This is a genomic window from Pseudogulbenkiania subflava DSM 22618 (assembly GCF_900177275.1).
Taxonomy (GTDB): Bacteria; Pseudomonadota; Gammaproteobacteria; order Burkholderiales; family Chromobacteriaceae; genus Pseudogulbenkiania; species Pseudogulbenkiania subflava.
In genome coordinates, this window is the sequence record NZ_FXAG01000001.1 from 322,359 (window position 1) to 349,283 (window position 26,925).

Genomic DNA, 26,925 nt, shown 5'->3' on the forward strand with positions numbered 1-26,925 from the left:
GACTGCCAAGCCCAAGCTACGAACGATGATCGAGTGCAGTAAGTAGGATGGGTGGAGCGCAGCGCAACCCATCACGATGAAGATGGCAAGGGCTTGATGGGTTACGCGCTGCTCCACCCATCCTGCGACTCAGCCGCGCTTCTTCAGCCCGAGCTTCTTGCGTCCCTCTTCCGGCGTCAGCGTGCGCGCGCCGAGCTTCTGCACCAGGTCGATGGCGCGCTCCACCAGCGAGCCGTTGCTGGCGAACACGCCGCGGTCGAGGTAGAGGTTGTCCTCCAGGCCGACGCGCACGTTGCCGCCCAACAGCACCGCCTGCGCCACCATCGGCATCTGCATGCGGCCGATACCGAAGCCGGCCCAGTTCGCCCCCGGCGGCAGGTTGTCGACCATCGCCTTCATCGTGGTGGTGTCGGCCGGCGCCCCCCAGGGGATGCCGAGGCAGAGCTGGAACAGCGGCGCGTCGTCGAGCAGGCCTTCCTTCAACAGCTGCTTGGCGAACCACAGGTGGCCGGTGTCGAACACCTCCAGCTCCGGCTTCACGCCCAGCTCCTGGATGCGCTTGGCGCCGGCGCGCAGCTGCGCTGGGGTGGAGACGTAGATGTAGTCGCCGTCGCCGAAATTGAGCGTGCCGCAGTCGAGTGTGCAGATTTCAGGCAGCAGTTCCTCGACGTGGATCAGGCGCTCCAGCCCGCCCACCAGGTCGGTACCGGGGCCGAACTCCATCGGTTTTTCGCCGGCGCCGATCTCCAGGTCGCCGCCCATGCCGGCGGTCAGGTTGAGGATCATGTCGACCCCGGAGGAGCGGATGCGGTCCACCAGCTCGCGGTAGAGCTTCGGGTCGCGGCTGGGCTTGCCGGTGTCCGGGTTGCGCACGTGGCAGTGCACCACGGTGGCGCCGGCCTTGGCCGCCTCGATGGCGGCGTCGGCGATCTGGCGCGGGGTGACCGGGATGGCCGGGTGCTTGCCGACGGTGTCGCCGGCGCCGGTCACCGCGCAGGTGACGATGACTTCATGGTTCATGCTATGTCCTCTTTGCGTGAATCTGTCGGCGGCGTCACTGCGCGAGCGCGGCCTTGACCGCGTCCAGCCCCGGCTTGCCATCGAAGGTGGTGACCCCGTCGAGCCAGGCGGTCAGCGCCTGCGGGTTGCGCTGCAGCCACTGCTTGGCCGCCAGCTCCGGGTCGACCTTGCTCATGATCGGGTTCATCACATGGTTCTCCATGTCCAGCGTGAACTTGAGGTTGTCGACCAGCTTGCCGGCGTTCGGACAGCGCTGTTGGTAGTCGTTGGCCACCACGGAGTACACCTTGGAGCCGCCGTAATTGGGGCCGAACTGCTTGTCGCCGCCCGAGAGGTAGGTCAGCTTCATCAGGAAGTTCATCGGGTGCGGCTCCCAGGCCAGGATCACGATCGGCCGCTTCTGGCTGAACGCCTTGGTCGCCATGACCAGCATGCCGGCCTCGCTCGACTCGATCAGCTTGAAGCCCTTCAGGCCGAATTCGTTGTTGTCGATCATCTTCTTGATCTGGGCGTTGCCCTGGCTGCCGGGCTCGATGCCGTAGATCTTGCCGTCCAGCTCCTTGCGGAACTTGGCGATGTCGGCAAACGTCCTGAGCCCCTTGTCGGCCGCGTAGCTCGGCACCGCCAGCGTGTACTTGGCGCCCTCCAGGTTGGCGGAAGGCAGCACCTTCAGCGACTTGCTCTGCACGAACGGGGTGATGGCCGGGGTCTGCGACGGGTCCCAGTAGCCCAAGTAGACGTCAAGCTGCTTGCTCTTCAGGCCGGCGAACACGATGGGCTCGGAGGCGATGGTCTTGGTCGGGGTGTAGCCCAGCCCCTTGAACACCACCGTCGCGAGCCCGGTGGTGGCGGCGATGTCGGTCCAGCCAACGTCGGCAAAACGCACGTTGCGGCAGCTTTCCGGCTCCGCGGCCAAGGCCGGCAGCGCCAGCAGCGAAGAGAGGCACAGCACCAGCGGTTTGATATCCAGTTTCATGTCCTAGCTCCGTGAAAAGAATCGGTCCTGTTCCGACCCGCGGGCCGTTGCGACGGCCATCCACGCGGCGCCCTTTGGCGCCTCGTCACCCGGCGGAGGGGGTAGTGGCGTCACTGTAGCGTCATCGGTACCCGGCCCAGCGAACTCTGGCGACATTTGATCAGACTGGAGCGACACGATGCCGCCACAAACGAAAAACGGGGAGCCAAAGCTCCCCGTTGGGTCAAAAGGTTGGCCGAAGCCCTCAAGACCCGCCCCCGTAGACGGGCGAGCCAAGGCAGGTTGAGTGCCGCCGAAGCACCGGAGCCGGAATGGACATGGAGTAGCCGAATCGAGCTCCTCAAAGCCCGCCCCAGTAGGCGAGCGAGCCAAAGCAGGTTGAGTGCCGCCAAAGCACAGGAACTGGAATGGACACGGAGTCCATGAGGATCATGGCTGAGCGAATCTCTGCAATAGATTCGCACGCGCAGAGCATCGCCGGCGCTCAAGCTGCGCAGGCGCAGCCGCCTCGGGATGGGCTCGCAGAACCTGTCCACGATCTGTCGCGAGCGGCCCTCAGCGGGGTAAAGAGCAGCGCAGGAACCGGAATGGACATGGAGTCCATGAGGATTCCTGATCGCTGAGCGAATCTCTGCGTGCACATCTTCGATGTGCCCAGCGAAAGATTCGCACGCAGTGCACACAAGCCCCAATCAGGAACGCGCAGCAGGATCGTGCACAGGTTCTCAGCCGCGCCGCCGCCAGCCTAAGAGCAACACCCCCGCCAGAATCAGCACCCCGCCTGCCAGCATCGCCGCGCTCACCGCCTCGCCCAGCCACATCGCCCCCCACAACACGCCAAACACCGGCACCAGGTAGGTGACGCTGCTGGCGCGGGTGGCGCCGAGCTTCTCGATCAGGCGGTAGAAGATCACGTAGGCCAACGCCGTGCAGGCCAGCGCCAGCAGCAGCACCGCCCCCCACACCTTGCCCTGCGGCACCACCGGCGGCCAGGTGAAGAGCGCCAGCGGCAACAGCAGCACCGCGCCCGACGCCAGGCTGCCGGTCGCCGTCACCAAGGGCGGCAGGCCCGGCAGCCAGCGCTTGGCCATGTGGCCGGACCAGCCGTAGCAGGCGGTGGCGCCGAGCATCGCCAGCACCGGCAGCCCGCTGTCCAGGCCGAAGGCGGCGCCGCGCCCCAGCGTCAGCACCAGCACCCCGGCCAGCCCCAGCGCCAGCCCGGCGGCGCGCTGCCGGGTCATCGCCTCACCGGCCAGCGGCATCGCCCACAGCGCGGTCATCAGCGGCGTGGTGGCGTTGAGCACCGAGGCCACCCCGGCCGGCAGGCTGAGCGTGGCCCAGGCGATCAGGCAGAACGGCAGCGCCGACAGGAACACCCCCACCACGGCGATGGCGCGCCAATGCTGGCGCCATAGCGCGATCCCGCCCTGCCACAGCAGCAAGGGCAGCAAGGCCAGCGCCGCCACGCTGAGGCGCAGCGCGATCAGCGGGAACGGCCCCAGCTGCGGCACCGCCACGCGCATGAACAGGAACGAGCCGCCCCACATCGCGGCCAGCAACACCAGCCACAGCCAGTCGCGCCGCTCAGCCATGGCGCACCTCCACCACGGCGGTCACGGCGCGCCGTGGGTCGCGCCCGGAATAACGACTCGGTAGCTTCATCGGGATGTCCTCGCAAAACGCCAGTGTAGAGAAGGTGGCGTCGCATGACGATCCGATTCTTGCTGTGCAAATAGAAACCGCCGCACAGGGCGGCGGCGGGCAGGAGGTAAGAGCCTGTTCAAGGTCTTTTTGTGGCGGCGGCCGGGCACTGCCGGATGCAGCGCTAGAAGAGAGTCCCGCCGCAGTGTCATTCACTGCCAGGGACGAACGACAACGCGATGCGCCGGCAGTACCCGGCCCCGAAGGGCTGGTCCGGTAAACGGCCATCTGCGGTGTTGGACGACTTGACCTTAGAATGACTAAGGTCTGCGCCGTCCGCCTAGCATCTGGCCATTTACCGGACCAGCGCAGCCGGAAAAAGACCTTGAACAGGCTCTTAGCACCTGTTCACGATCTGTCGCGAGCAGCCCTCAGCGGGGTGAAGAGCAGCGCAGCAACCGGAATGGTCTGGAGTACATGAGGATTTCTGATCGCTGAGCCAATCTCTGCGTGCCAATCTTCGATTGGCTCAGCGATAGATTGGCACACAGGGCACATGAGCCCCGATCAGGGATGCGCAGCACGACCATGAACAGGTTCTAAGCGGCGGCTAGTGGCGGCACTTGCAGGTGTTGATGCCGAAGAGCGCGTACGGCGGGCACCAGCCGACCAGCCCGGTGGCGAGCGGAATCAGCCCCAGCCAGCCCCACGGGCTGTGTGGCCCGACCAGCGCCAGGCTGACGATGCCCAGCCCCGCTGCGATGCGTACCACGCGTTCGATCTTGCCGATGTTCTGCTTCATCACTCGCTCCTTTGTGCGCCATTCGAAAACAATATATATAAATATATAATATATGGTGCGTAAAAAGGCAAGCTTGCCCCCAAACGAAACGGGCCGCCCGAAGGCGGCCCGTGTGACGGCAAAACGAGAGGAAGGGCGCAGAACCTGTTCACGATCTGTCGCAAGCCGCCCTCAACGGGGCGAAGAGCAGCACAGGAACCGGAATGGTCTGGAGTACATGAGGATTCCCGATCAGGAAGGCGCAGCAAGATCGGGAACAGCTTCTCAGTCGCCCATGGCGGCCAAGAGCTCGGCTTGGTGCTCGGCGATCAGCGCGTCGGTCAGTTCGAACAGATCGCCGTCCATCACGTAATCGAGCTTGTACAGCGTCAGATTGATGCGATGATCGGTGATGCGGCCCTGCGGATAGTTGTAGGTGCGGATGCGCTCGGAGCGGTCGCCCGAACCGATCAGGCTCTTGCGCTCGGCGGCGACCGATTGCTGCTGCGCGCGCAGCTGGATGTCATAGATGCGCGCCGCCAGCACCTGCATCGCGCTGGCCTTGTTGGCGTGCTGCGAGCGGCCGTCCTGGCACTCGGCGACGATGCCGGTGGGCAGGTGGGTGATGCGCACCGCCGAGTCGGTCTTGTTGATGTGCTGGCCGCCGGCGCCGGAGGCCCGGAAGGTGTCGATGCGCAGGTCGGCCGGGTTCAGCACCACCTCGGCGATTTCCTCAGCCTCCGGCATCACCGCCACGGTGCAGGCCGAGGTGTGGATGCGGCCCTGGGTCTCGGTGGCCGGCACGCGCTGCACGCGGTGCCCGCCCGACTCGAACTTGAGGCGCGAGAAGGCGCCAAAGCCCACCAGCCGCACGATCACTTCCTTGTAGCCGCCCAGGTCGGACTCGGACGACGACACGATCTCCACCTGCCAGCGGTTGCGCTCGGCATAGCGCGTGTACATGCGCAGCAGGTCGCCGGCGAACAGCGCCGCCTCGTCGCCGCCGGTGCCGGCGCGGATTTCGAGGAAGATATTCTTCTCGTCGTTGGGGTCCTTGGGCAGCAACAGCTTCTGCAGCTCGACGTCGAGGCTGGCCATGCGCTCCTTGCCTTCGTCGATCTCGGCCTGGGCGAATTCCTTCATGTCCGGGTCGCCCAGCATCTCGGTGGCGGCGGCCAGGTCGCTCTCGCACTGGCGATAGGCGTGGTAGGTTTCGACCACCGGCGTGAGCTCGGCGTGTTCGCGCGTCAGCTTGCGGAACGCGTCCATGTCCCGGGTGGCGGCTTCGCTCGCCAACAGATGGGTGACTTCTTCCAGCCGGTCCGCCAGCTGGCTCAACTTCGTCGCAATCGACGGTTTCATTACGACTCCGGGTGTAAACGGTAAAGACGCGTGATGGCGTGCACCAGCGCGTCGTGCTCGGGGCCGTGGCCCGCGGACAGCGCCTGGGTCGGCGGGTGCATCAGCTTGTTGGTGAGCTGCTGCGACAGCGCTTCCAGCACCTTGGCCGGGTCGTCGCCGCGCGCCAGCTGCTTCTGCGCCGCCTCCAGCGCGTGGCGGCGCACGCGCTCGGCCTCGTCGCGCAGGCCGCGAATCAGGGGCACGGTCTCGCGCCGCTTGAGCCACTCGACGAATTCCTGCACGCGCGCCTGGATGATGGTCTCGGCCTCTTCCGCCGCCAGCTGGCGCGCCTCGCGGCCGACCTCGACCACGCTGGCGATGTCGTCCACGGTGTAGAGGAAGACGTCGTCCAGCTCGCCCACCTCGGCCTCGATGTCGCGCGGCACCGCCAGATCGAGCATGAACACCGGGCGATGGCGGCGGATCTTGATGGCGCGCTCCATCAGGCCCTTGCCGAGGATCGGCAGCTGGCTCGCGGTGGAGGTCACCACCACGTCGTAGCGCGGCAGCGCCTCGGGCAGGTCGGACAGGGTAATGGCGTTGCCGCCGAAGCGTTCGGCCAACTTCTCGCCACGCTCCAGCGTGCGGTTGGCCACGGTGATACAGGACGGGTTGCGCGCGGCGAAGTGCGTGGCCACCAGCTCGATCATCTCGCCGGCGCCGATGAACAGCACCTTGAGCTCGCGGATGGTGGGGAAGATCTGCTCGGCCAGCTTCACCGCCGCCGCCGACATCGACACCGAATTGGCGCCGACCGCGGTCTTGCTGCGCACTTCCTTGGCCACGGCGAAGGTTTTCTGGAACAGCGCGTTGAGCTGGGTACCGAGCGTGCCGCTCTGCTCGGCGGCGCGCACCGCGTCCTTGATCTGACCCAGGATCTGGGTTTCGCCCAGCACCATCGAATCCAGCCCCGAGGCGACGCGGAAGGCGTGGCGCGCGGCGGCGGCGGCGTCGAGCTGATAGAGATAAGGCGCGAGTTCGTCGAGCGGCAGGCCGTGGAACTGCGACAGCCACTCCAGCGCCGCCTGCGGGTTGTGGCTCGCGCAGTAGATCTCGGTGCGGTTACAGGTGGAGACGATAGCCGCCTCGCCCGCGGCGTCGGAATGGACCAGGCTCTCCAGCGCTCCCGGCAATACCTCCGCCGGAAAAGCGAGCTTCTCCCTGACCGACAACGGCGCGGTTTGATGATTGAGTCCGAAAGCAACCAGATGCATGAGCGGAAAGGCCGCAGATTAAATGGCTTATTCTAGCCTAAACCAGTGCTCCCGTCCCTACTCCCCACGGCGGAGGCGAAGAGGTAAGAGCCTGTTCAACGTCTTTTTGCAGCGGCGGCCGAGTACAGCCGGATGCAGCGCGAGAAGAGCGTCCCGCCGCAGTGTCATTCACTGCCAGGGACGAACGACAACGCGATGCGCCGGCAGCACCCGGCCCCGAAGGGCTGGCCCGGCAAACGGCCAGCTGCGGTGTTGGACGACTTGACCTTAAAATAACGAAGATCTGCACCGTCCGCCTAGCATCTGGCCATTTGCCAGGCCAGCGCAGTCGAAAAAAGACGTTGAACAGGCTCTTAAGATAGCACCCCACAGGAGGACGCCATGTCGCTGAAGCTCGCCGATATCCGCCACGATTACGCCCAGAAGGAACTGTCGCCGGACGACTGCCTGCCCGACGCCGTCGCGCAGTTCACGCTCTGGCTCAACGAAGCCATCACCGCCAAGGTCAACGAACCGACCGCCATGCATCTGGCCACCGTCGGCGATAACGGCCGCCCCAGCGCGCGCATCGTGCTGCTCAAGGGGGTCGAGGACGGCCGCTTCGTGTTCTACACCAACTACCACAGCCGCAAGGGGCGCCAGCTGACGGCCAACCCCTGGGTCTCGCTGACCTTCTTCTGGCCCGAGCTGGAACGCCAGGTGCGCATCGAAGGCAAGGCCGTGACGGTGGCGCCGGAGGTGTCCGACACCTACTTCCACAGCCGCCCCTACGCCAGCCGCCTCGGCGCCTGGGCCTCGGAACAGAGCAGCGAGATTTCCTCCAAGGCCGAGCTGATCAAGCGTGCCGCGCTGTTCGGCGCCAAGTACCCGCTGCACGTGCCGCGCCCGCCGCACTGGGGCGGCTTCGCCGTGGCCGCCGACCGCATCGAATTCTGGCAGGGCCGCCCCAGCCGGCTGCACGACCGCGTGGTGTACACACTGGACGCCACCGGCCAGTGGCAGAAGTCGCGGCTGGCGCCATAACGGCCCGCCCGGCCGGACAGGCCTCAAACAGGCAAAAAAGGTTGGCCGAAGCCAACCTTTTTTGCTTTCTGCCGCGCCGGTGCCGTCCAGGGCGGGCCGATCCACGGCGCCGCTACGACGTCTCGTCCAGATCGCTCTTGAACTCGGCCGCCTTGTGCGAACCGTCGCAGAACGGCTTGTTCCTGGAGTGGCCGCAGCGGCACAGCCAGACCTGGTCCTGCTCCACGGCGATCTCCCGGCCGCCCTGGGTGACGATCGTGAACTCGCCCTTGATGTGATACGGGCCGTTGTTGCGCGGCGTGATGATGGCTTTTCCCATGCATGCTCCCTGACGCTAGCGCCGGCGCGGGCGCGTCACGTGCTCCAGCGGTGGGCGAAACTGCCCCGCTCCGCCTTGTCCATCAGGTTGAGGAACTGCTCGGTGCGCATGTGGATCAGGTCCTCGTGATCGCCCGCCTCGAAGTAGATGTCCGGCTGCGCCGCCAGGCTCTCGTCGAGGTAGGTCTGCATGCCGTAGGCCATGCCCACCGGCGGCACCGCGCCGATTTCGCAGTCCTGGAACAGCGCCGACAGCTCGGCCTCCCGGACCAGTTCCAGATCCCGTCCGGTGGTGTCCCTCAGCTCCGACATGTCCAGGCGGAAGGTGGACGGCAGCACCGCCGCCACGTAGCCGCGCTCGTCGGCCAGCAGCACCGTCTTGGCCAGGCGATCGCCCGGCACGTGCGCCACCTGGGCGGTTTCGCTGGTGGAATGGGTGTGCGCGTGATGCACGATATCGTACTGACTGCCCTTGCGGCTCAGGCAGTTCTGCAGGGTGGTAGAGATCGACATGATCGTCCTCCTCCAAACTCGGCCATGACCCGGCCCCCGAAAGCCGGCGGACGACGGGCGCGAGCCGTGCGGTATGCGAAAGGTTGCCCCTTGAGATTCTTTAAAACTAGCCCGCTTTGCCCCACAAGTGAAGGCATCCGGCGGCACGCGCCCCGCCGCCCGGGCAATAAAAAGCCCGTCCACAACGGACGGGCCCGGGTGATACGCCACGCGCTGCCGGCTTACTTGGCGCCGGCGTCCTTCACGCACTTCTTCACGAAGCTCGCCTTGGCGGCGCCCGCCAGCTTCTTCTCGGCGGCCTTGCCCTCGCAGCTCGACTGCGCCGACGAGGCCTTGCTGTCCTTCTCGCACTTCTTGAGGAAACTGGCCTTGGCGGCACCCGCCAGCTTCTTCTCCGCCGCCTTGGCTTCGCACGCGGCGTTGCCGGCCAGGGCCACGTTGGCCGAAACCAGGGCCAGCAGTGCCATCATTACGAATTTGCGCATGGTTCACATCCCTTCTTCTGGTTGCATTACGGTCGAACTCAATCGAAAGCCACCGGCCGCATCCGCCGATGGCTGAACGGCGCATCACGCCGTTGGCATCAATGTAGCGCAGAACCCCAGCGTACCCAAGTCCCCGGGCACGCCGCCGCCCGCCACGCCCCCCTCAGAACAGCTCGAGTTCACCCGCCGGCTCCCGCTCCGGCTCGCGGCGGTCGACATCGAAATCCAGCGTGGTACCGTTGGCCAGACACACGCAGACCGTAACGTCGAAGCGCATCCCATCGTCCACCTCCACCGCGAAACACTGCACCCGCGTCGGATTCAGGACGGACAGGTAGCGAGCGCAGCTGCTCTCGAGCCTGAACGGCGTCGACATGCCGGCATGCAGGAACTCGGCGCACAGCCCGCGGTTGACGGCACCGCACACCATGTTGACGAACTCGGCGTAGGTGTCGAACTGGGCCTGATCGTCCAGGGCCCTGTCGCCGCCGCGCGCCTGTCCGGCCAGATGCGCCGTGGTGGCCGCCGCATTGTCGAAATCGAACAGCGCCACGATGCGGAACAGGTAGGACGACATGTTGAGCACCACGAGCTGGCGCGGGCCATCCTCGGCCGCGACGTCCCCCTCCGCCTTGCGGGTCACGGTGCAGCTCGCCCCACCGCCGAGGACACTGTGGTCGCGGATGGCCTGCTCGAACAACCAATCCATCGCGGCACTTGCCTTGGCGGTCATCATGCCGACAGGTCCGCGCTGACGATGGTCGACTGGATCTTCTCGGCCTTGGCCCGGATGCCGAAGACGGCGGTGCGGATCATGTTGCCGCTCGCCTGCATGTCCTGGAACGTGGTGGTGGTGATGAGATCGTTCTTGTCGAGATTGCACTTGTAGTCCTGCGACAGCTTGGCCGAGGTCAGAGCCAGGTCGCGCACGCCGTCCGCCACCACGGCAAAGCCGCGCCCGTGCTCGCCGGCGCGGGCCGCCTCGATGGCGGCATTGAGCGCCAGCATCACCACGTTCTTCACGATGCGGGCGAATTCCTCGTTCTGTTCCTTGAGTTCCCGGTTGTTGCCCAGAATGGTCTGCATCTCGTCGTGCCAGCGCTCGACGGTCCTGACGATGCCCAACAGCAGTTCGATATCGCGCTGCAGGGACGCCTGATCGGCGCTCAGCTCCGCCCGCACCCGGGCCAGCTGCCGGGCATGCTCCTGGGCCAGTTGCGACAGACGGTCGTCGCATTCCACGGCGGCCTGCTCCGCCGCCAGGGCCAGCGCCGCCTCATGCACAGCGGCCTGCTGCGCCAGCTGCTGACGCAGTGCGTCGGCTTCGGCACGCCACTTGGCCAGGTGCGCCTCCAACTCGTCGGCAGCCAGGCGCCCGGACAGCTCGCGGATCAGCTCGTCACGCTGCGCGAGCTCCTTGCGGGCCAAGCGCTGCCCGGCGGCGGCGCGCCACCACATGGCGGCCGCGCCCAGCACCATCCCCGCCGCCACCAGCAGGAACGTGTTTAGCGTTAAATCCATCCCTTACCCTTTGCGGCCCGGCCGCTCCTCAGCTGGCCAGTTTCTTCAGCGTCGCGATCACGCCAGGACCATTGAACGGCTTGACGATCCAGCCCTTGATGCCGGCGGCCTTGCCGCGCTCCTTCATCGCCGGGCTGTTCTCGGTGGTCAGCATGATGATGCTGACGGCCGTGTTCTTCTGCTCGCTGCGGATTTTCTCGGCCATAGTCAGGCCGTCCATATTGGGCATGTTCACGTCGCTGACCACCAGCTTGATCGACGCATCCGCCTTGAGCTTGTCGAGCCCGTCCTTGCCGTCCACCGCGGTGGCGACCGCCAGGCCCTGCGACTTCAGAAAATCCGCCACCTCGTTGCGGACGGTGCTGGAATCATCGACTACCAAAATCTGCGCCATGGAATATCCTTTTCAAAATGACATGAGCAATGATCAGAACAGCTCGAGCTCGCCGGCATCCACCAGCGACTCGACCGAAGGGTTTTCCCGGAACTCGTCGGGCGACCAGTTCAGGTTGAAGACGAAGCGCTGGAAGATCGGCACCGCCGCCGCCTCGGGACGATGACGCTCGCGCAGCAGGTACTTGAGGCACAGCTGGGGATCGTCCGAACCAAAGGAAATGAAACCGCGCTGATGGTTGATGATGATCGGCACCTGGGTCTGGCCGCGCTCGCCACGGTTGTCATGGCCGACGTAGCGGTTCTTGAACGAGCCCCAGGCCAGGTTGGTCAATTCCCCCAGCACGTTGTTGAGCTCGCGGAAGGTCCAGTGTTCGCCCTCCGGCCCCCCGGCTCGGCGCAGCAGCTCCAGCACCGCCTCCTCCGAGGCCTGGAACATCATGTAGCCGCGGCACCAGTCACTGTCGATGGCGATCAGCGTGAAGACTTCGCCGTAGATGAGACGGTCCTTGACCAGATAAGGCGTCTCGGTGTCGATGTCGCAGAGGGGAAACAAGGTTTCGAGCGAGGCCCGGGTGAAGTCGGAGATGCCGCGCACCAGCTCGTTGGGGTAGACGCGGCTGAAGATCGAGACCTCGAGCGAGGAACGCAGCTGCTGCAGGTCGGCCAGCGTGTAGGCGCAGCGGAACATCGCCGCCGTCTTCTCGTCCAGCCCGGCCATGCTGGCCACGGCGTCGCGACGCAGAAAAATCGGCAATTCCGGACGCGCCGCGTGGATTTCACGGGCCAGAGCCAGGCCCTGGCCCGCCGTGCCGCCGAAGCGCTCGTACAGCATGATGCCGCCAAGATCGACATTGGAGCGGAGGATGGCCATCACGCTGGCCGCATCGCGCTGCTGCGGCCGGATGCCCACCAACCCGCACTCCTCGCAGAAGGCCTTCAGGTGCTCGAAATGCGCCGCCACATCGTCCAACACCAGGACCTTGCTGACGACCAGCCTATCGTTCTTCATCTACCAACCCTGTTCCTGATTCAACCATCCCATCCTTGCCCGCCGACGGCCCCCGGCCTCAGACCACGCGCAGGTTGCCCTTGCCGGGTTCCGCCTCGTGCGCCCCCTGGTCAGGCCCGGCCGCACTCCCGGCGGCCACCGGCTCCTGACGCGTGCGCTCGACCAACAGCACCTGGTCGTCATCGACATGCTCGGCCAGGCTCTCCGGCAGGCACACCACGATCTCGAACTGACGGAAATCGGCGCCCACCGCATCGTCGAGGAAACGGATCTCGATGCGGCCATGCTCGCGCTTGATGAAATCGTTCACCGCATCCATCCCGACACCACGCCCCGACACCTCGGTCACTTTCTCCGCCGTGGAGAATCCCGGACGGAAGATCTGGCGTGCGATCTCCTCGTCGACAAGTGGCGCGTCGGCCGCGATCAGCCCCTTCTCGACGGCCATCTGGCGGATGCGGGCCAGCGCCAGGCCGCGTCCGTCGTCACTGAGGCGAAGGTTCAACATGCCGCCGGCAACACCCATCTTCAGGCGGATCAGGCCAGCCCCCGGCTTGCCCTGCGCCAGCCGCACCGCCGGGGTTTCCAGGCCGTGGTCCATGGCATTGCGGATCAGGTGCATGAATACGTTCTTGAGCAGGCTGCCGGCCTGGTTGCGCACCACGTAGCCGTTGTCTTCGATCTTCACCAGCGGTGCGGCCTTGCCGAGTTCCTGCGCCAGCGCCGGCAGCGATTCGAACACCCCGCCTAGCACCTCGCCGATCGGCTCGGTGCCCAAGAGACGCAACGCCTTACGCACCGCATCGCGTGCCGCCACCAACTCGTGCAGGTTGCGGGTATTGATCGTTTCCAGGCGCTGGATGGCCTGCTGGATATGCTCCCGGTCGACCAGCAGATAGCGCTCGCCGCCACGCCGGCCCGGCCCCTTGCGTCCCAGGCTGACTTCATTGATGTGCGCATAGCACTCGACCATGGCCTTCACGCCGGCCAGCTCGTCCAGCAGCATGGCCTGATCCCAGGCGATGCCGGGGCGCGGCTTGCGCAGCTCGTCGTAGGTCTGCTCGGCCTCGTGCACGATGTTGGTCAGGTGCTGCAGGCCGTAGGTACGGGCATTGCCCTTGATGGTATGCATGTGGCGGAACAGCTGTGCGATCGTCTCGGCGTCGTGCTCCGGATGCTGGCGGATCAGCAGTTCGTTCTCGTCGATGAACTTGATCGCACCGGCGATGAAATCGTGGAACTTCTCCTGGGTGACGGCGAGGATTTCGCCGATGATCTCCAGCTCGCGCTTCTGCTCGTTGGCCTCCGCCGCCAGCTTGCGCAGCTCGGTCACGTCGCGCACGCACAGCATCAGGCGCACGATGGTGTCGGCGTCGTCGGTGATCGGCGACCAGCTCAGGTCGAGAATCTTCACCCGGCCATCCGCCATGGTCTTTTCGATTTCGCCGACCAGCAGGTGCTCGTTGAAGGCGAAGTTCATCACGTCCTCGCCGAGGCACGCCCCGCCGACGGCCTCGAGTTGCGACAGCGCATCGGCGCCAAGATGGGTGTTGGCAAAGACCAGGTCCATCATGCTGCGGCCGGCGATATCCCTGGTCTCGAAAATCGTTTCCAGATAAGCGGAAAACTCCGGGTGAACCTTGTTGCCATCGACGATGGTCAGAATGCCCTGCGGGATGTTCTGCAGCATGGCCTGCATGTCGGCCGTCTTTTGCTGCAGCAATTCCGAGCTTTCCTGGATCTTGGTGATCATGCTGTTGAACGCCACGATCGAATGGCCGATTTCATCCATGCGGTCGACCGGCACGCGGCGGGTGAAATCCTGGCTCGCGGCGATCTCGCTCATCATCGCCTGCATGCGGCTGATCGGCCGGGTGATCTGGCGGTACAGCAAGGCACCGGCGGCGGCCAGCACCAGCGCGGCCAGGACGCTGACCCCGGCGATGGCCATCACGGTATCCGACAGGTTCTCGTTCAAGGCGGTGATCGCCTCGTCCTTGGTACGGTTTTTCTCGATCCGCAAGGTGCCGATGATCTGTTCCATGGCCCGCTGGTACTCGGCAACGCTGGCGAACAGGCTGGCCTCGGCCAGGTCCTTCTGACCCGCCAGCTTGAACTGCATCGTCTCGTCCACCGCCGCAAAGTAGTCATCCAGACCCTCCTGGGCCTGCTGCAGCAGGCCTTGCTGGGTGGTGCTGCTGGCCTGCCGAAATTGCAGCTCCAGCCCCACTTTCAAGCGCGCTTTCTGCGCCGTCAGCTTGTCCTTGGCCTGGGCCGCGGTGTTCTCGTCCGGCGCGGTGACCAGCGTGATCGTGGCCAACTGCACATCCTTGAGCAGCGCCACCAGATCGGCGGAAGCCAGGGCGCTGGGCACGACACCCTCAGTCACCACCTTGACCTCGGCGGCGTTGTTGCGCGATTGCAGGATGCTGTAACCGCCAATCGACGAAATGGCCAGGAAGGCCAAGACAATCAGCAGCGTGATCCGATGACGGAGATTCATTTTGCGTACTACCCCCGGAAACAGACAGTGGCGAAATAGCTATTCGGCATAAAACACAGAAGAAAAAGAACCGGCATGGCACCCAATTAAGGCCGCCATTTTTTCAGATCAATATGACCTCTCTATGACACCGGCAGGTCAACGCGAAGCTGGCCGTGCTATTTGGCATGCGTCATTGGATATAAATGACAAAAGCATCTTAGGGTAATTCCGGAAAATATCGGGGTAGGCCGATTGGGGCGCCCTGGGCGGGCTTTGGCTCACGGAAAGCAGGGGAAGGAAGGCGCGGTCGACAAGTCCGTATCAGGAAATACCGACCGAGTGCGAGGAAAAATAGCGCGATGGCTTTTCACTATAAATGATGAGCACATTTATAGGCTCGATCCATCGCGATTAAATAAATCGTCGGATAAAGATGAAAGAACCTGTCCTGGGTAAATGGAAGGTTATTAAATGGTCACGGCGCGCCGAAGTACGATCAAACGCGCCGCCTCAGTCGCCCCGCTCCAGCGGCAACTCCCCGAGCCGGTCCTTGACCTTCTTCATCACGATGTAGGAGCAGATGTCGCGCATGCCCGGAATCTTGTTGAGCTTCTCCACCACGAAATTCGAGAACGCCGTGAGATTGCGCGTGCGCACGTGCAACACGTAGTTGGTCGGCCCGCTCACCACGTAGGCGGCGACAATCTCGTCGAGCGCCGCGATCTGCTCGAGAAACTGCTCGTGCCACTCCTCGCGCGAGCGGTCCAGCGTGACGTGCACGATGGACTCCAGCTCGAAACCCAGCTGCTGCGCGTCGAGTTCGGCATGGTAGCCGCGAATCAGGCCGTGCTCTTCCAGCGTGCGCACCCGGCGCAGACAGGCCGACGGCGACAGCGCCACCTTGTCGGCCAGGTCCTGATTGCTGAGCCGGCCGTTCTGCTGCAGCGCGGCAAGAATGCGCCAATCTATCGAATCGACCTGCATCTGCAATATCCCATCGTTTAGCACTATTTCTTCGAATAATCTGCGAAAAATAGCACATCGACAAGTCGAACTTGCAATTTCGGCCAAAGCCCCCGGTGCTAGCATAGTTCTCAGCCTCAGCCCACCAGGAGACACCCCATGCACACCCGTGAAGCCTGCCTCACCGCCGACCGGCACGACCCGTTGGCCGCACTCAAACACCATTTCGACCTGCCCGCCGGGGTGATCTACCTCGACGGCAACTCGCTCGGCGTGCTGCCGAAAACCGCCCGTGCGCGCAGCGCCGAGGTCATCGATCAGGAATGGGGCACCGGCCTGATCCGCAGTTGGAACACCGCCGGCTGGTTCGATCTGCCGGCACGGCTGGGCGACAAGCTAGGCCGCCTGATCGGCGCCAACGGCGGCGAAGTGGTGGTCACCGACACCACCTCGCTCAACCTCTTCAAATCGCTCGCCGCCGCCCTGCGCATCCAGCAGCAAGACCACCCCGAGCGCCGCGTGATCGTGTCCGAACGCGACAACTTCCCCACCGATCTCTACATGATCCAGGGCATGATCGACCTGCTGCAGCAGGGCTACCAGCTGCGCCTGATCGACGACCAGACCCCGCTGGAACAAGCGCTGGACGACGACGTGGCGGTACTGCTGCTGTCGCACGTCAACTACCGTACCGGCTACCTCTACGACATGGTCGCCACCACCGCGCTGGCGCATCGCCACGGCATCCTCACCATCTGGGACCTGGCGCACGCCGCCGGCGCGGTGCCGGTCGATCTCAACGGCGCCGAAGCCGACTTCGCCGTCGGCTGCACCTACAAATACCTCAACGGCGGCCCCGGCTCCCCCGCCTTCATCTGGGTGGCGGCGCGCCACCAGGACCGCTTCTGGCAGCCGCTCTCCGGCTGGTGGGGACACCAGCACCCGTTTGCCATGGCCACCGACTACCAGCCCGCCAGCGGCATCCGCCGCTTCCTGTGCGGCACCCAGCCCATCGTCTCGATGTCGCTGATCGAGTGCGGCCTGGACGTGGCGCTCGAGGCCGACATGGCGACGCTGCGCGCAAAATCCCTGGCGCTCACCGATCTCTTCATCGAACTGGTGGAACAACGCTGTCAGGGCCATCCGCTCACCTTGGTCACCCCGCGCGAGCACGCCCGGCGCGGCAGCCACGTCAGCTTCAGCCACCCGCAGGGCTTCGCCGTGATGCAGGCCTTGATCGCGCGCGGCGTGATCGGCGACTACCGCGAGCCGGAAGTGCTGCGCTTCGGCGTCACCCCGCTCTACCTCGGCTACGCCGACATCTGGGACGCGGTGGACACGCTCAAGGACATCCTCGACAGCGGCAGCTGGGATCGCCCCGAATTCCACCAGCGCCCCTCGGTGACCTGAGCCCCCGCACCGTCCACCTCGTCCCATAACAACGACCGCCCCGCTCCGACGAGCCGGGCGGCGGGCCGGCTGCAACGCCCCCCGCAAGGGGCTTGGCCGTAGCCGGCCAAGCGCCGCCTTCGGTGCTAGCATGGATCATGGCCGCCACCAACAATACCATCGCGATTGCCACGGTTGACCTGAGCAAACGCTTCAACCACGTCACCGCGCTCGACCGCCTCACCCTGAGCGTGGCGCGCGGACAGATCTTCGGCCTGCTGGGCCCCAACGGCGCCGGCAAGAGCACCACCATCAAGATTCTCACCACCCTGCTCGAAGCCAGTTCCGGCCGCGCCACGGTGGCCGGTTTCGACGTCGCAGCCGACCCGATCGAGGTGCGGCGGCGCATCGGCTACGTGCCCCAGCTGCTGTCGGCCGACGGCGCCCTCACCGCCACCGAGAACCTCACCCTGTCGGCCCGCCTGTACGGCCTGCACGGCGCCAGGCTCACAACGCGCGTGCGCGAAGCGCTGGCCTTCGCCGGCCTCGAGACCGTGGCGCACAAACTGGTGCGCACCTTTTCCGGCGGCATGATCCGCCGCCTCGAAGTGGCCCAGGCCACGCTGCACACCCCGGAAATCCTGTTTCTCGACGAACCCACCATCGGGCTGGACCCAGTGGCGCGCCGCACCGTGTGGGAGCGGCTGCAGCAGCTGCGCCACAGCCAAGGCATGACCATCCTCATCACCACCCACGACATGGAAGAGGCCGACGTGCTGTGCGACGAACTGGCCATCCTGCACCAGGGCCGCCTGGCGGTCATCGGCCAACCCGAGGCGCTCAAGGCGCAAGTCGGGCCTGAGGCCGATCTGGCCGATGTCTTCGCCCACTTCAGCGGCGCCGTCATCGAGCAGGAAGGCTACTACCGCGGCATCCGCCAAAGCCGTGGCACCATCCAACGCCTGGGGTAAAGCACATGCTCGACTGGCTCTACGAAAGTGCCGCCGTGACCGACACCGAAGTGCGCAAGCTGGCACGCGACCCCACCGAACTGCTGTCGCGCGCGGTGCAGCCGGTGCTGTGGCTGGCGGTGTTCGGCCAGGTGTTCAGCCACGTGCGCGGCATCCCCACCGGCAGCCTGCGCTACCTCGATTACATGGCCCCCGGCATCCTGGCGCAGAGCATCCTGTTCAGCGCCATCTTCTACGGCATCGCCATCATCTGGGAACGCGATCTCGGCATCGTGCACAAGCTCTTGGTCACCCCGGCGCGGCGCAGCGCCCTGGTGTTCGGCAAGGCTGTGGCAGCCGGGCTGCGCGGGCTGGTGCAGGCGGCGGTGGTGTACCTGGTGGCGATCGCGCTGCACGTGGCGATCCGCTGGGAGCCGCTGCCGATGATCACCGTGGCCGCCGGCGTGTTCGTCGGCTCGTGCATCTTCTCCACCTTCTCGCTGGTGATCGCCTGCATCGTCAAGACGCGCGAGCGCTTCATGGGCATCGGCCAGCTGCTCACCATGCCGCTGTTTTTCGCCTCCAACGCCATCTATCCGCTCGATATCATGCCGGACTGGCTACGCGGCATCGCCGCCTTCAACCCGCTCACCTACCTGGTGGACGCGCTGCGCGGGGCGATGATCGTGGGCGGGCACAGCGTCTACGGTGACGCCACCAGCTTCGGCATCATGCTGCTGGTTTTCCTGCTGCTGCTGGCCCTGGCCGCCAGACTCTACCCGGGGCTGGCGCGCTAGCCGCAGGCCGGCCCGTACCGGACGGCGCTACTTCGGCTTGCCGTACTGCTGATCGAGGTAATCGAGAATCAGCGGCACGTCTTCTTCCTTGATCGGCGCCCCCATCACCTTGACCATCTTGGTCACCGTCGCCTCCCAGCCCTTGCGGTCGAGAAAGCGCGAGTTCATCTGGATGTAGTCCAGGCTGTGGCAGACCGCGCAATTGCGGGCGACCACGTCCTGGTTGTTGCCTGGCCGCAGTTTGACGGCGCTCTCGTCCGCCAGCGCCAGGGCGGACCAGCACACCAGCAGCGCACACAAAGTCTTGTTCATGGCTCGCCCCTCACACGATGTCCACCGCCACCTGGTGCACCAGGTTGTGGTGATACCCGGCCGGGTTGGCGATCAGTTCGAAGGTCTGGGTCTGGCCGATGCGGTTGGTGGCCTTGGCCAGCAGCGTGTAGCGGCCCTTGTGGCGCGGCTGGAAACGGTAATGCCAGGGGCGGAAGGAAAAGCGGCCGTGATCGGTGCCCAGCTCCGCGTTGCGCCAGCTCTGGCCGCCGTCGGTGGACACCTCCACCTGGCGGATGCCGTAGCCCGCGTCCCAGGCGATGCCGGCCAGCTCCAGCGGCTTGCCCAGCGGCAGGCGCTCGCCCTCGCGCACGCTGGTGATGAGCGAATTGACCACCATCTCGGTGATCGGCGTGTTGGCCGCCGTCTCCTGCGACAAAAAGCGCTCCACCACCGGAAACTTGCCCACCGGCACGCGGTAGGCGCTCTTCATCCAGAAGCCGTCGAACGGCGCCGACACCACGTTGATCGAACTCAGGTGCTTGACCCAATAGGTGGCGGTCCAGCCCGGCACGATCAGCCGCGCCGGAAAACCGTTCCAGTGCGGCAACGGCTCGCCGTTCATCTCGAAGGCGATCAGCGTGTTCTCGTCCAGCCCCTTCCACAGCGGCAGGCTCTTGACGAAATCCGGGGTCTTTTCCAGCACCGGGCCGTCGGCTCCGTCGAGCACCAGCTCCAGCGCGCCCTTCTTCACCCCGGCCTTGTTCAGCACGTCGCGCAGCCGCACCCCGCGCCAGCGCGCATTGCCCATCGCGCCGTAACTCCACTCCACCCCCGGCACGTGCGGCTGGAACAGGCCGCGCCGGTTGCCCGAGCACTGGCACACCGCCGCCAGCTCCACCGTCTCAAAGCGGCGCAGCTCGTCCAGCGTCAGCACCAGCGGGCTCTCCACCTCGCCGCCGATGCGCAGCTGCCAGGAGCGCGCCTCCACCTCGGGAATGTTGGCCAGGTGATAGCGCACGAAAAACGCCTTGTTGGGCGTGAACACCTCGCGGAAGTACTCCGGCGGCGTTTCATAGTTGGGAGGACGGTAACTGCGCTTGATCAGCGGCACCTTGCCGGGCAGGGCCTCGAGCAAGGCCGACTCGCGCGCGCCATCCGGCAGCGCCGCCGGTTGCAACAACTGCGCGCCCTTGGCCCAGGCCGGCACCAGCAAACCCCCGCCAGCCAGCAGCAAGCCACCCGATCCGACACGCAAAAAATCCCGCCGGTTGATACCCATCGCCGCCCCTCCCGAATTGTTGGAGTTTGTTCCATGGTAGATGGTGGCAAGGGCAACGCAATGCGATTTGCGGGCAGCACGGAGCGGGCAGGCGCACCGCAGCGACCCGCACGGAGGAAAGGACTCAGCGGCAACGCACCGCCAACGGAGGCCGCCCGGCCGCCGCCAGCGGGACGCTTACTGTTGCGAGACGCTATTGATCCAGCGCTCGATCTCCTGCACCGAGGCCGAAGGCGCGTTCAAATGACTGGACGCGGGCTCGACCATCCGGGTGAGCGGGTGCTTGGCCAGCATCCCGAACATCTCCTGCTTCACCCGCACCAGCGCCGGATAGTCGCCGGTCGGCGCCACGTACAGCACCGGGGTGTCCGCCTTGATGCTGCGCATCGCGAGCGCCTGGTTCATCGCCCCCTCCGGCTCGAACCAGCTCAGATAGGCCGCCGGCGTGGAGGTCACGGCAAAGGTCCCCTTGCCGCTCTCGTAATCGCTGAACCGGGCCTTCTCCTGCCCCTTGCCCTCCGCCACCAGATTGCGCGCCTGCTCCACGGACGGCCCCAGCGTTTCACGGAAGGTGGCATTGCCGACGTTGCCGCCCGGCGCGATGGCCACCACGCCGTCGACACGGTGCCGGCCGCCAAAATACAGCGCAAACACCCCGCCCTGGCTATGCCCCGCCACGAATACCTTGCCGGCGCCCTTCTGCCGCAACGCCGTCAAGGCCGCCTCCACCTCGTTTTCAGCGGTGGCGACATCCACGTCGTAATTCCGCTGGCCGGACCAGGGCATGTCGAGATTAGCCACCAGAAAACCATCGCGCTCCAGCGAGGCGGCCAATTCAGACACATGCATGGAAGGAGACCCACCCTTGCCATGCATCACCACGACCCCTGCCTTGGGGGTATCGCCCTGGGCGTGAAGACTGACGCCCAGCGCAGCCACAGCGAACAGCTTGACGAAGAGCTTCATGTTGTTTTCGTAAAGAGGGGGAAAAAGACATCATGCCACGATATGGCGGTGGGGGAAGACACGTCGCCGCAGGCACGGCCATCAACCAGATGGTTTACCGCCCTACGGCCCTGAATGGCGAGGCCCGGCGGGGATAGGCCGGCAGCCTATTGGGCGACGATGTTGGTGAGTGGGAGTGGAGCTGAAGCGGGGCGGCCAACCTTGAACAAGGTTGGCCGCAAGGTGGTAACGCGCAGACGGGCCGGCTTAACGCTTGCCGGCCGCCTCTTCGCGCCGGCGCTTGGCCTCTTCCAGCAGGTAGACCTGGTAATCGTCCAGATCGCCCCCGAAATCGCTGACCCCGCCACGCGACACCATCCAGAATTCGTCGCACACCGCGCGCAGCAACGCCCGGTCGTGGCTGACCAGCATCACCGAGCCTTCGAACTCGTTCAGCGCCACGCTCAGCGCCTCGCGAGTGGCGAGGTCCAGATGGTTGGTCGGTTCATCCAGCAGCAGCAGGTTCGGCCGCTGCCACACGATCATGCACAGTACCAGCCGCGCCTTCTCGCCGCCGCTCATGCTGCCGACCGCCTGCTTCACCATGTCGCCGCTGAAATTGAAGGTGCCAAGGAAATTGCGCAGCCCCTGCTCGCGGCAATCGTTGGCCGGCGGCCGCATCGCCGCCGGGGTGTCGCGCACCAGACGGAACATGTGCTGCAGCGGATCGTCCTCCGGCCGCAGCACGTCCAGCTCCTGCTGCGAGAAGTAGCCGATATTGAGCCCCTTGCCGCGAATAATCTCGCCGCCGACCGCCTGCAGCGCCTCGGCCACGGTTTTCACCAGCGTCGACTTACCCTGGCCGTTGGCACCGAGAATGCCGATACGCTGCCCAGCCAGCACGGTGCGGTTCACATTGCGCACGATCACCGTCGGCGGCGTGTCTTCCGGCGCGCCCTCCGCCGCCGGATAGCCGAACACCGCGCCGGTCATCGACAGCATCGAGTTCGGCAGGCTCAGCGGCTCTTTGAATTCGAACTGGAACTCGGCATCGGCCAGCACCGGCGCGATCTTCTCCATCCGCTCCAGTGCCTTGACGCGGCTCTGCGCCTGCTTCGCCTTGCTGGCCTTGGCCTTGAAGCGGTCGATGAACTTCTGCAGGTGCGCCATCTTTTCCTGCTGCTTGGCCTGCGCCGCCTGCTGCAGGACCAGCTGTTCGGCACGCATGTCCTCGAACTTGCTGTAATTGCCGCCGTAGCGCACCAGCTTGGCGTTGTCGACGTGCAGCGTCACGTTGGTGACGGCATCGAGGAATTCGCGGTCATGGCTGATCACCACCATGGTGCCGGCGTACTGCTTCAACCACGCTTCCAGCCATACCAGCGCGTCCAGATCCAGGTGGTTGGTCGGCTCGTCCAGCAGCAGCAGGTCGGACGGACACATCAGCGCGCGCGCCAGTTGCAGCCGCATGCGCCAGCCGCCGGAAAAGCTGTTCACCGGCTGCTGCAGCTCGGCGACGCTGAAACCCAACCCGAGAATCAGCGCCTGCGCCCGTGCCGGCGCGTCGTGGGCACCGGCATCGTTGAGCGCGGTGTAGGCGTGCGCCATGCGCATGTAGTCTTCGCCGGCCTCGGCCTCGGCCACCTCCTGCTGCGCGGCGAGCAAGGTGATATCGCCTTCGACCACAAACTCGGTCGCCGTCTGCGCCGTTTCCGGCATGTCCTGCGCCACCTGCGACATGCGCCACTGTGACGGGATCGACACATCGCCGCCGTCTTCGTGCAGCAAGCCGTTCAGCACCGCGAACAACGAGGATTTGCCGGCGCCGTTGCGGCCGACCAGGCCGACTTTCTCGCCGGGATTGAGCGTCACCGACGCGTTGTCGAGCAGGACTTTGGTGCCGCGGCGCAAGGCCACGTTTTTCAGAATGATCATGGGAAGCGCCGTGCGGCGGCAGAAAACAGGTTACGCCGCGACCGGCGACAAGGCGGGAAGACGACAGAAAGGGCGGCCAACGTTGGCCGCATCATGGCAATGGTGCTGCATCAGCAGCGGTGCGCCGTCGCATGCGCAAAGCAATAAAAACGGCGCGGCGCAAATGGTAACACGCCCCCTGCCGCCGCGCCGGCCCGGCTATAAAAAACAGGCGCTTAAGGCGGGGACGGCGCGACCGCGCGTTGCGACCAACACACTGAATGATCTGTGGGCGCGGCCCTGTGGCTCACGCAGCCTTATGGCGCAAGCGCAGCAGGCTCAAGCCCAATACGACAAAGAGACCGCCGGACACACGATTGAACAGACGGACACGCTGGGCACTGCCGAATTGGTTCTTCAGCACACGCCCAAGCAGAACATAGAAAGCGTGTGAGAACACCGCGCAGGCGGCAAACGTGGACGTCAGGACGAAGAACTGCGCCAGAACTGGAGCATCTTGCGTCAAGAACTGAGGGAACAGCGCGGAGAAGAACAAGATGCCCTTCGGGTTGGTCAGTGCCACGGTGACACCGTGCCCGAAAAGACGCCAATCGGTGTTCGAGCCTACCGATGAAGCCGATGCACTCGTGTCAGAAAAAGCACTGGCCTTGCTACGCCACTGCTTGATGCCGAGGTAAATAAGGTAAGCCGCACCGCCGAGCTTCAGTACGGTGAAGGCGGTCGCCGATGTAGCCAGGATCACGCCCATCCCCGCCATGGCAATGGCTGACACCATGAACAGGCCCACGGCATTGCCCAAGGAGCCAAGCATCGCACGGCGAGGCCCGACGGCAACCGAATTCGAGATTGCCAGCAGCACACCTGGGCCGGGAGTAAAGGTAATAAGTAAGGCAACGCCGCAGAAGACCAGCCAGTTTGAGAAGTGCACTTTGGGGTGTCCTAAAGATACGGTTCAGGAGCAAAAGGATATCGCTTAGGAGGGAGCGGGGATACCTGCCCCCGCTCCACTGACGCGGTACTTAATTTTCAAGCTCCGGCAATGGACGATCATTGCGATGTAGTACCTCCGACAGCCGGCAATGAGCACACTCCACGAACAATAGCTCGCCCTCCTTACGCAGTTTGGTCTGGCGGTGGCAAAGGCGGCAGTCGAGTTTGACCGAAGTATTCTCTTCGCAATCAAGACACTTGAAGTAATAGCCGTATTTGCCGTAGCGGAATTCCAGATTTTGCGAGGCGCACTTTTTGCAATAAGTGGCATAGACCTTGCGGAGACCATCTGAGCCACCCCCAAAACGCGATAGCCCGGTCGCCTTAAGCCTATCCCCGATGTATTCAAGGTGCTCAGGTGCTGTACGCGTGACAGGAGTTGTTTTGGCTTTGACCGGTTCAGCTTGATAGACTGCGTACGCTTCCTGCGCCACAGGTTCCGCTGTAGCCACAACGGCAGGAGCAGACACCGGTCCGGAGGCTGGTGCCTCACGCGGCGTATGGCTACGCAACAAAAAGTCAGCCAACAGCTTGCGATGGCTCTCGGAAAACCAAGCCAACACATCCACCATCTTGACGCGTAGCTTCTCACCTACCAGATCAGTCTTGCACACCTCCGGCGGCGGATTGCTTTTCGGAGGGATGTACACTCCCTGTGAAGAAATCGCCACCAAAAAATCTATCGGTAAGCGGTCGATCGCTTCTGGTTGACGCGTATTGGCGCGGAGGAATTTGCGCAGCAGCTCCATCTGGAGCTTGGCCTGAATCAACGGGGAAGCCATTCCGGACGAACGGTCACCATACCAGCGTAGCCATTGCCCATCTTCCTTCATCTGCACCCTGCCAGCCACGCTCTTGGTCTCGACGATGGTCATCCCGGCAGCGTGAATGACCAGATGGTCCATCTGTGCCACGTCATCGTTAAACTCGATACGTATATCGTGCAGAACAAACACGTCGGGGTCGTCAGAGAAGTAGCGCTTCAAGTAGAACGCCATCTCGCGCTCGGCAGCATCACCAGCCGCTTGAAATTTGTCTTTGGGCTCGGTTGCCGCTTTATCTTTCAGAATCATGAATTGCTCTCGGTTTGCCCACTGGCATGCAGACGTACTGAAATTCTAGCCATAGCCCTGCGACAACTGCAATGACATATGTGTAACGGCTGTCCAGAGCGGCCGGCTGGATCAGCAACTCAGTCCCTACACGCGTGCAAAATGTGGTGCCGTGCACTTCGCTTCGATTGCGCCCTACGGCCCCCATGTTTCTGTGAAATTACCCAAACAAAACAACATCGACAAGCTTTACCATGCCGCATTATCGAAGATATTCGATTTAGGAAATCAAATAAAAAGGAGGCAGCCAAGTCGCCTCCTTTAACATATATTTACCGAAACGGGAAACCTAGATTTCACATTGGCCTTTGCAGTTATTCACTCAACCGCAGCCTAAATAAATCAACTACTTTTTCTCACATTAATTGTTTCGACTGGTAGCTTCTTCTGGGGATCTGCACCAGGGTTCACTTTAACATTTGGCGACTTATATTCATCCATAACCACTTTATTTTCCCTAGCTTTTCCACTCCCATTTTTTTCAATCTGATCACCCCTGACAGACTGTCCTGTGACGATCGCAAGCAAAGTCAAGGAAAAGAAAATAGCCCCATAAAAAACAAAGGACTTTTGCCTGCTTCGCAATGTTATACCAAACAGTGCCCCTGGACTCGCATCACCAATTGCTTTAGTTAGTCCAATTTCAGGTAACCGGCCGACTAAGGCTTTCTCTATATTTAGACCATGATTTACTGCACCAACAAGTAATGGGTAATACCAGAAGTGGTCCATAAAGAAAAAGGCTAGCCACATAACTGCTGAAACTGCCAACAGCATGCTGGCCAAGCTTATATAAACATGCAATCCAAGAACGACAACATCCACCTGAATATGCTCTTTCAGAGCAACACCACTAGCACCAACAAGTGCAGACACGACCAAAATTGAAAAATTTCTTATTTTCATCTGCAACTCATTGAAGTGCATTTGCACCTCAATAGTTTTTTCCCAAATTTTCAATTCTTGCTCAGCATTCGCCTCTTTTTTCTTATTTCTGCCCATTGGCCGCATATAACAATTCTTCCTATCTAAAATAAGTCAGCAGGCTATTGTAATTCGATATAACGCATTCGGCATTTACTGAAAGGTGCTCCATACTTTCTGCAAGTCGTCTCTCCTCCGCTACTTCCCCCTCACTCCAATGTGTAACTGCTCTTAGCAAATTATAGTCCTTTACCCGTTCATTTATATGATTTGCATCTTCTGAAAACCATAGATAAGTAGTGCCGCACAACTAAGTTGGAATGATTTTTGCTTCTGTTTGCGTATCTCCCTGATGCCGGTTCGACGATGCGTAAACTCACATTGACCTTGAATGAAGCTGAAGTCTGCACTCTTGAACAATTAGCCAAAGCACACCCCAAGGAATATTTCCGCTTGCGCGGCAAGGCGTTGATTGCTGTCAACCAAGGTCAGGACATTGCCACCGTTGCCGCCGTGTTGCGAATCAGCGGCGAGAGCATCAGAACATGGATTCACAACTGGGAACGCCACGGTCTAGTCGGCATC

General features: G+C 63.6%; 26 protein-coding genes and 1 pseudogene. 5 read left to right on the forward strand and 22 right to left on the reverse strand.

Annotated features, from left to right (window positions below; translation table 11 throughout):
* Nucleotides 1–129 precede the first annotated feature (129 nt).
* From B9N72_RS01445 to hemA, 6 genes are all read right to left on the reverse strand, one after another.
* Nucleotides 130–1,020, reverse strand: coding sequence for a 3-dehydrocarnitine:acetyl-CoA trimethylamine transferase CdhC (locus B9N72_RS01445; RefSeq protein ID WP_085274672.1), 891 nt, complete (start codon nt 1,018–1,020; stop codon nt 130–132).
* A 34-nt stretch (nt 1,021–1,054) separates the two neighbouring features.
* On the reverse strand, nt 1,055–1,996 hold the full coding sequence (locus B9N72_RS01450) for a choline ABC transporter substrate-binding protein (RefSeq protein ID WP_085274673.1): 942 nt from the start codon (nt 1,994–1,996) through the stop codon (nt 1,055–1,057).
* A gap of 725 nt (nt 1,997–2,721) precedes the next feature.
* A complete protein-coding gene (locus B9N72_RS01460) occupies nt 2,722–3,588 on the reverse strand; it encodes a DMT family transporter (RefSeq protein ID WP_085274675.1) in 867 nt (288 codons plus the stop codon).
* Between the two features lie 659 nt (nt 3,589–4,247).
* A complete protein-coding gene (locus tag B9N72_RS01465; protein WP_085274676.1) occupies nt 4,248–4,439 on the reverse strand; it encodes a YgaP family membrane protein in 192 nt (63 codons plus the stop codon).
* Nucleotides 4,440–4,703: 264 nt separating this feature from the next.
* Nucleotides 4,704–5,780: a peptide chain release factor 1 gene (gene prfA / locus B9N72_RS01470; RefSeq protein ID WP_085274677.1), complete on the reverse strand. Its 1,077-nt coding sequence runs from the start codon at nt 5,778–5,780 to the stop codon at nt 4,704–4,706.
* Nucleotides 5,780–7,033, reverse strand: coding sequence for a glutamyl-tRNA reductase (hemA, locus tag B9N72_RS01475; protein ID WP_085274678.1), 1,254 nt, complete (start codon nt 7,031–7,033; stop codon nt 5,780–5,782). Before hemA ends, prfA begins: the two co-directional genes overlap by 1 nt.
* A 381-nt stretch (nt 7,034–7,414) precedes the next feature.
* Between hemA and pdxH the strand changes: the two genes are divergently transcribed.
* Complete coding sequence (pdxH, locus tag B9N72_RS01480; protein ID WP_085274679.1) at nt 7,415–8,056, forward strand: pyridoxamine 5'-phosphate oxidase; 642 nt, start codon at nt 7,415–7,417, stop codon at nt 8,054–8,056.
* Between the two features lie 112 nt (nt 8,057–8,168).
* On the opposite strand, the gene B9N72_RS01485 is transcribed toward pdxH, so the two are convergent.
* The 9 genes and pseudogenes from B9N72_RS01485 to B9N72_RS01525 all read right to left on the reverse strand — a co-directional run bounded on the left by B9N72_RS01485 (nt 8,169) and on the right by B9N72_RS01525 (nt 15,767).
* Nucleotides 8,169–8,375, reverse strand: a complete 207-nt coding sequence (locus B9N72_RS01485; RefSeq protein ID WP_085274680.1) for a CDGSH iron-sulfur domain-containing protein — start codon at nt 8,373–8,375, stop codon at nt 8,169–8,171.
* Nucleotides 8,376–8,410: 35 nt separating this feature from the next.
* Nucleotides 8,411–8,887, reverse strand: a complete 477-nt coding sequence (locus B9N72_RS01490; protein WP_085274681.1) for an aminoacyl-tRNA deacylase — start codon at nt 8,885–8,887, stop codon at nt 8,411–8,413.
* Between the two features lie 221 nt (nt 8,888–9,108).
* A complete protein-coding gene (locus B9N72_RS01495; RefSeq protein WP_085274682.1) occupies nt 9,109–9,372 on the reverse strand; it encodes a hypothetical protein in 264 nt (87 codons plus the stop codon).
* A 163-nt stretch (nt 9,373–9,535) separates the two neighbouring features.
* Complete coding sequence (locus tag B9N72_RS01500) at nt 9,536–10,108, reverse strand: hypothetical protein (protein ID WP_085274683.1); 573 nt, start codon at nt 10,106–10,108, stop codon at nt 9,536–9,538.
* A pseudogene (locus B9N72_RS21340) lies at nt 10,105–10,380 on the reverse strand (methyl-accepting chemotaxis protein); the annotation flags it as partial. The gene B9N72_RS01500 and the pseudogene B9N72_RS21340, both read right to left, overlap by 4 nt.
* 541 nt (nt 10,381–10,921) lie before the next feature.
* Nucleotides 10,922–11,287, reverse strand: coding sequence for a response regulator (locus B9N72_RS01510; RefSeq protein ID WP_085274685.1), 366 nt, complete (start codon nt 11,285–11,287; stop codon nt 10,922–10,924).
* 33 nt (nt 11,288–11,320) lie between these two features.
* Nucleotides 11,321–12,298 carry a chemotaxis protein CheX gene (locus B9N72_RS01515; RefSeq protein ID WP_085274686.1) on the reverse strand — a complete coding sequence of 326 codons (978 nt, stop codon included), beginning with the start codon at nt 12,296–12,298 and terminating at the stop codon, nt 11,321–11,323.
* A 58-nt stretch (nt 12,299–12,356) separates the two neighbouring features.
* On the reverse strand, nt 12,357–14,801 hold the full coding sequence (locus B9N72_RS01520; protein WP_085274687.1) for a HAMP domain-containing protein: 2,445 nt from the start codon (nt 14,799–14,801) through the stop codon (nt 12,357–12,359).
* Between the two features lie 492 nt (nt 14,802–15,293).
* Complete coding sequence (locus B9N72_RS01525; protein WP_085274688.1) at nt 15,294–15,767, reverse strand: Lrp/AsnC family transcriptional regulator; 474 nt, start codon at nt 15,765–15,767, stop codon at nt 15,294–15,296.
* 138 nt (nt 15,768–15,905) lie between these two features.
* Here B9N72_RS01525 and kynU point away from each other — a divergent pair, with 138 nt between their 5' ends.
* From kynU to B9N72_RS01540, 3 genes are all read left to right on the forward strand, one after another.
* On the forward strand, nt 15,906–17,156 hold the full coding sequence (kynU, locus tag B9N72_RS01530; protein ID WP_085274689.1) for a kynureninase: 1,251 nt from the start codon (nt 15,906–15,908) through the stop codon (nt 17,154–17,156).
* 137 nt (nt 17,157–17,293) lie between these two features.
* Nucleotides 17,294–18,106 (forward strand): ATP-binding cassette domain-containing protein, encoded by an 813-nt coding sequence (locus tag B9N72_RS01535; protein ID WP_085274690.1) that lies wholly within the window; start codon nt 17,294–17,296, stop codon nt 18,104–18,106.
* A gap of 5 nt (nt 18,107–18,111) precedes the next feature.
* Nucleotides 18,112–18,882 (forward strand): ABC transporter permease, encoded by a 771-nt coding sequence (locus B9N72_RS01540; RefSeq protein WP_085274691.1) that lies wholly within the window; start codon nt 18,112–18,114, stop codon nt 18,880–18,882.
* Nucleotides 18,883–18,909: 27 nt separating this feature from the next.
* Here the strand turns inward: B9N72_RS01540 and B9N72_RS01545 are convergent, their stop codons facing one another.
* The 7 genes from B9N72_RS01545 to B9N72_RS20520 all read right to left on the reverse strand — a co-directional run bounded on the left by B9N72_RS01545 (nt 18,910) and on the right by B9N72_RS20520 (nt 26,427).
* Nucleotides 18,910–19,194, reverse strand: coding sequence for a sulfide dehydrogenase (locus B9N72_RS01545; protein ID WP_085274692.1), 285 nt, complete (start codon nt 19,192–19,194; stop codon nt 18,910–18,912).
* Nucleotides 19,195–19,204: 10 nt separating this feature from the next.
* A complete protein-coding gene (locus tag B9N72_RS01550; protein WP_085274693.1) occupies nt 19,205–20,434 on the reverse strand; it encodes a molybdopterin-dependent oxidoreductase in 1,230 nt (409 codons plus the stop codon).
* A 177-nt stretch (nt 20,435–20,611) separates the two neighbouring features.
* Complete coding sequence (locus tag B9N72_RS01555; RefSeq protein WP_085274694.1) at nt 20,612–21,400, reverse strand: alpha/beta hydrolase; 789 nt, start codon at nt 21,398–21,400, stop codon at nt 20,612–20,614.
* Nucleotides 21,401–21,646: 246 nt separating this feature from the next.
* Nucleotides 21,647–23,314, reverse strand: coding sequence for an ABC-F family ATP-binding cassette domain-containing protein (locus tag B9N72_RS01560; protein WP_085274695.1), 1,668 nt, complete (start codon nt 23,312–23,314; stop codon nt 21,647–21,649).
* A gap of 286 nt (nt 23,315–23,600) precedes the next feature.
* On the reverse strand, nt 23,601–24,242 hold the full coding sequence (locus tag B9N72_RS01565; RefSeq protein ID WP_085274696.1) for a LysE family translocator: 642 nt from the start codon (nt 24,240–24,242) through the stop codon (nt 23,601–23,603).
* Between the two features lie 91 nt (nt 24,243–24,333).
* Nucleotides 24,334–25,377, reverse strand: a complete 1,044-nt coding sequence (locus tag B9N72_RS01570; RefSeq protein WP_085274697.1) for a nuclease-related domain-containing protein — start codon at nt 25,375–25,377, stop codon at nt 24,334–24,336.
* Between the two features lie 381 nt (nt 25,378–25,758).
* Nucleotides 25,759–26,427 carry a hypothetical protein gene (locus B9N72_RS20520; RefSeq protein WP_143477726.1) on the reverse strand — a complete coding sequence of 223 codons (669 nt, stop codon included), beginning with the start codon at nt 26,425–26,427 and terminating at the stop codon, nt 25,759–25,761.
* Nucleotides 26,428–26,667: 240 nt separating this feature from the next.
* Between B9N72_RS20520 and B9N72_RS20525 the strand changes: the two genes are divergently transcribed.
* The coding region (locus tag B9N72_RS20525) for a helix-turn-helix domain-containing protein (RefSeq protein ID WP_143477727.1) at nt 26,668–26,925 on the forward strand (258 nt) is incomplete at its 3' end.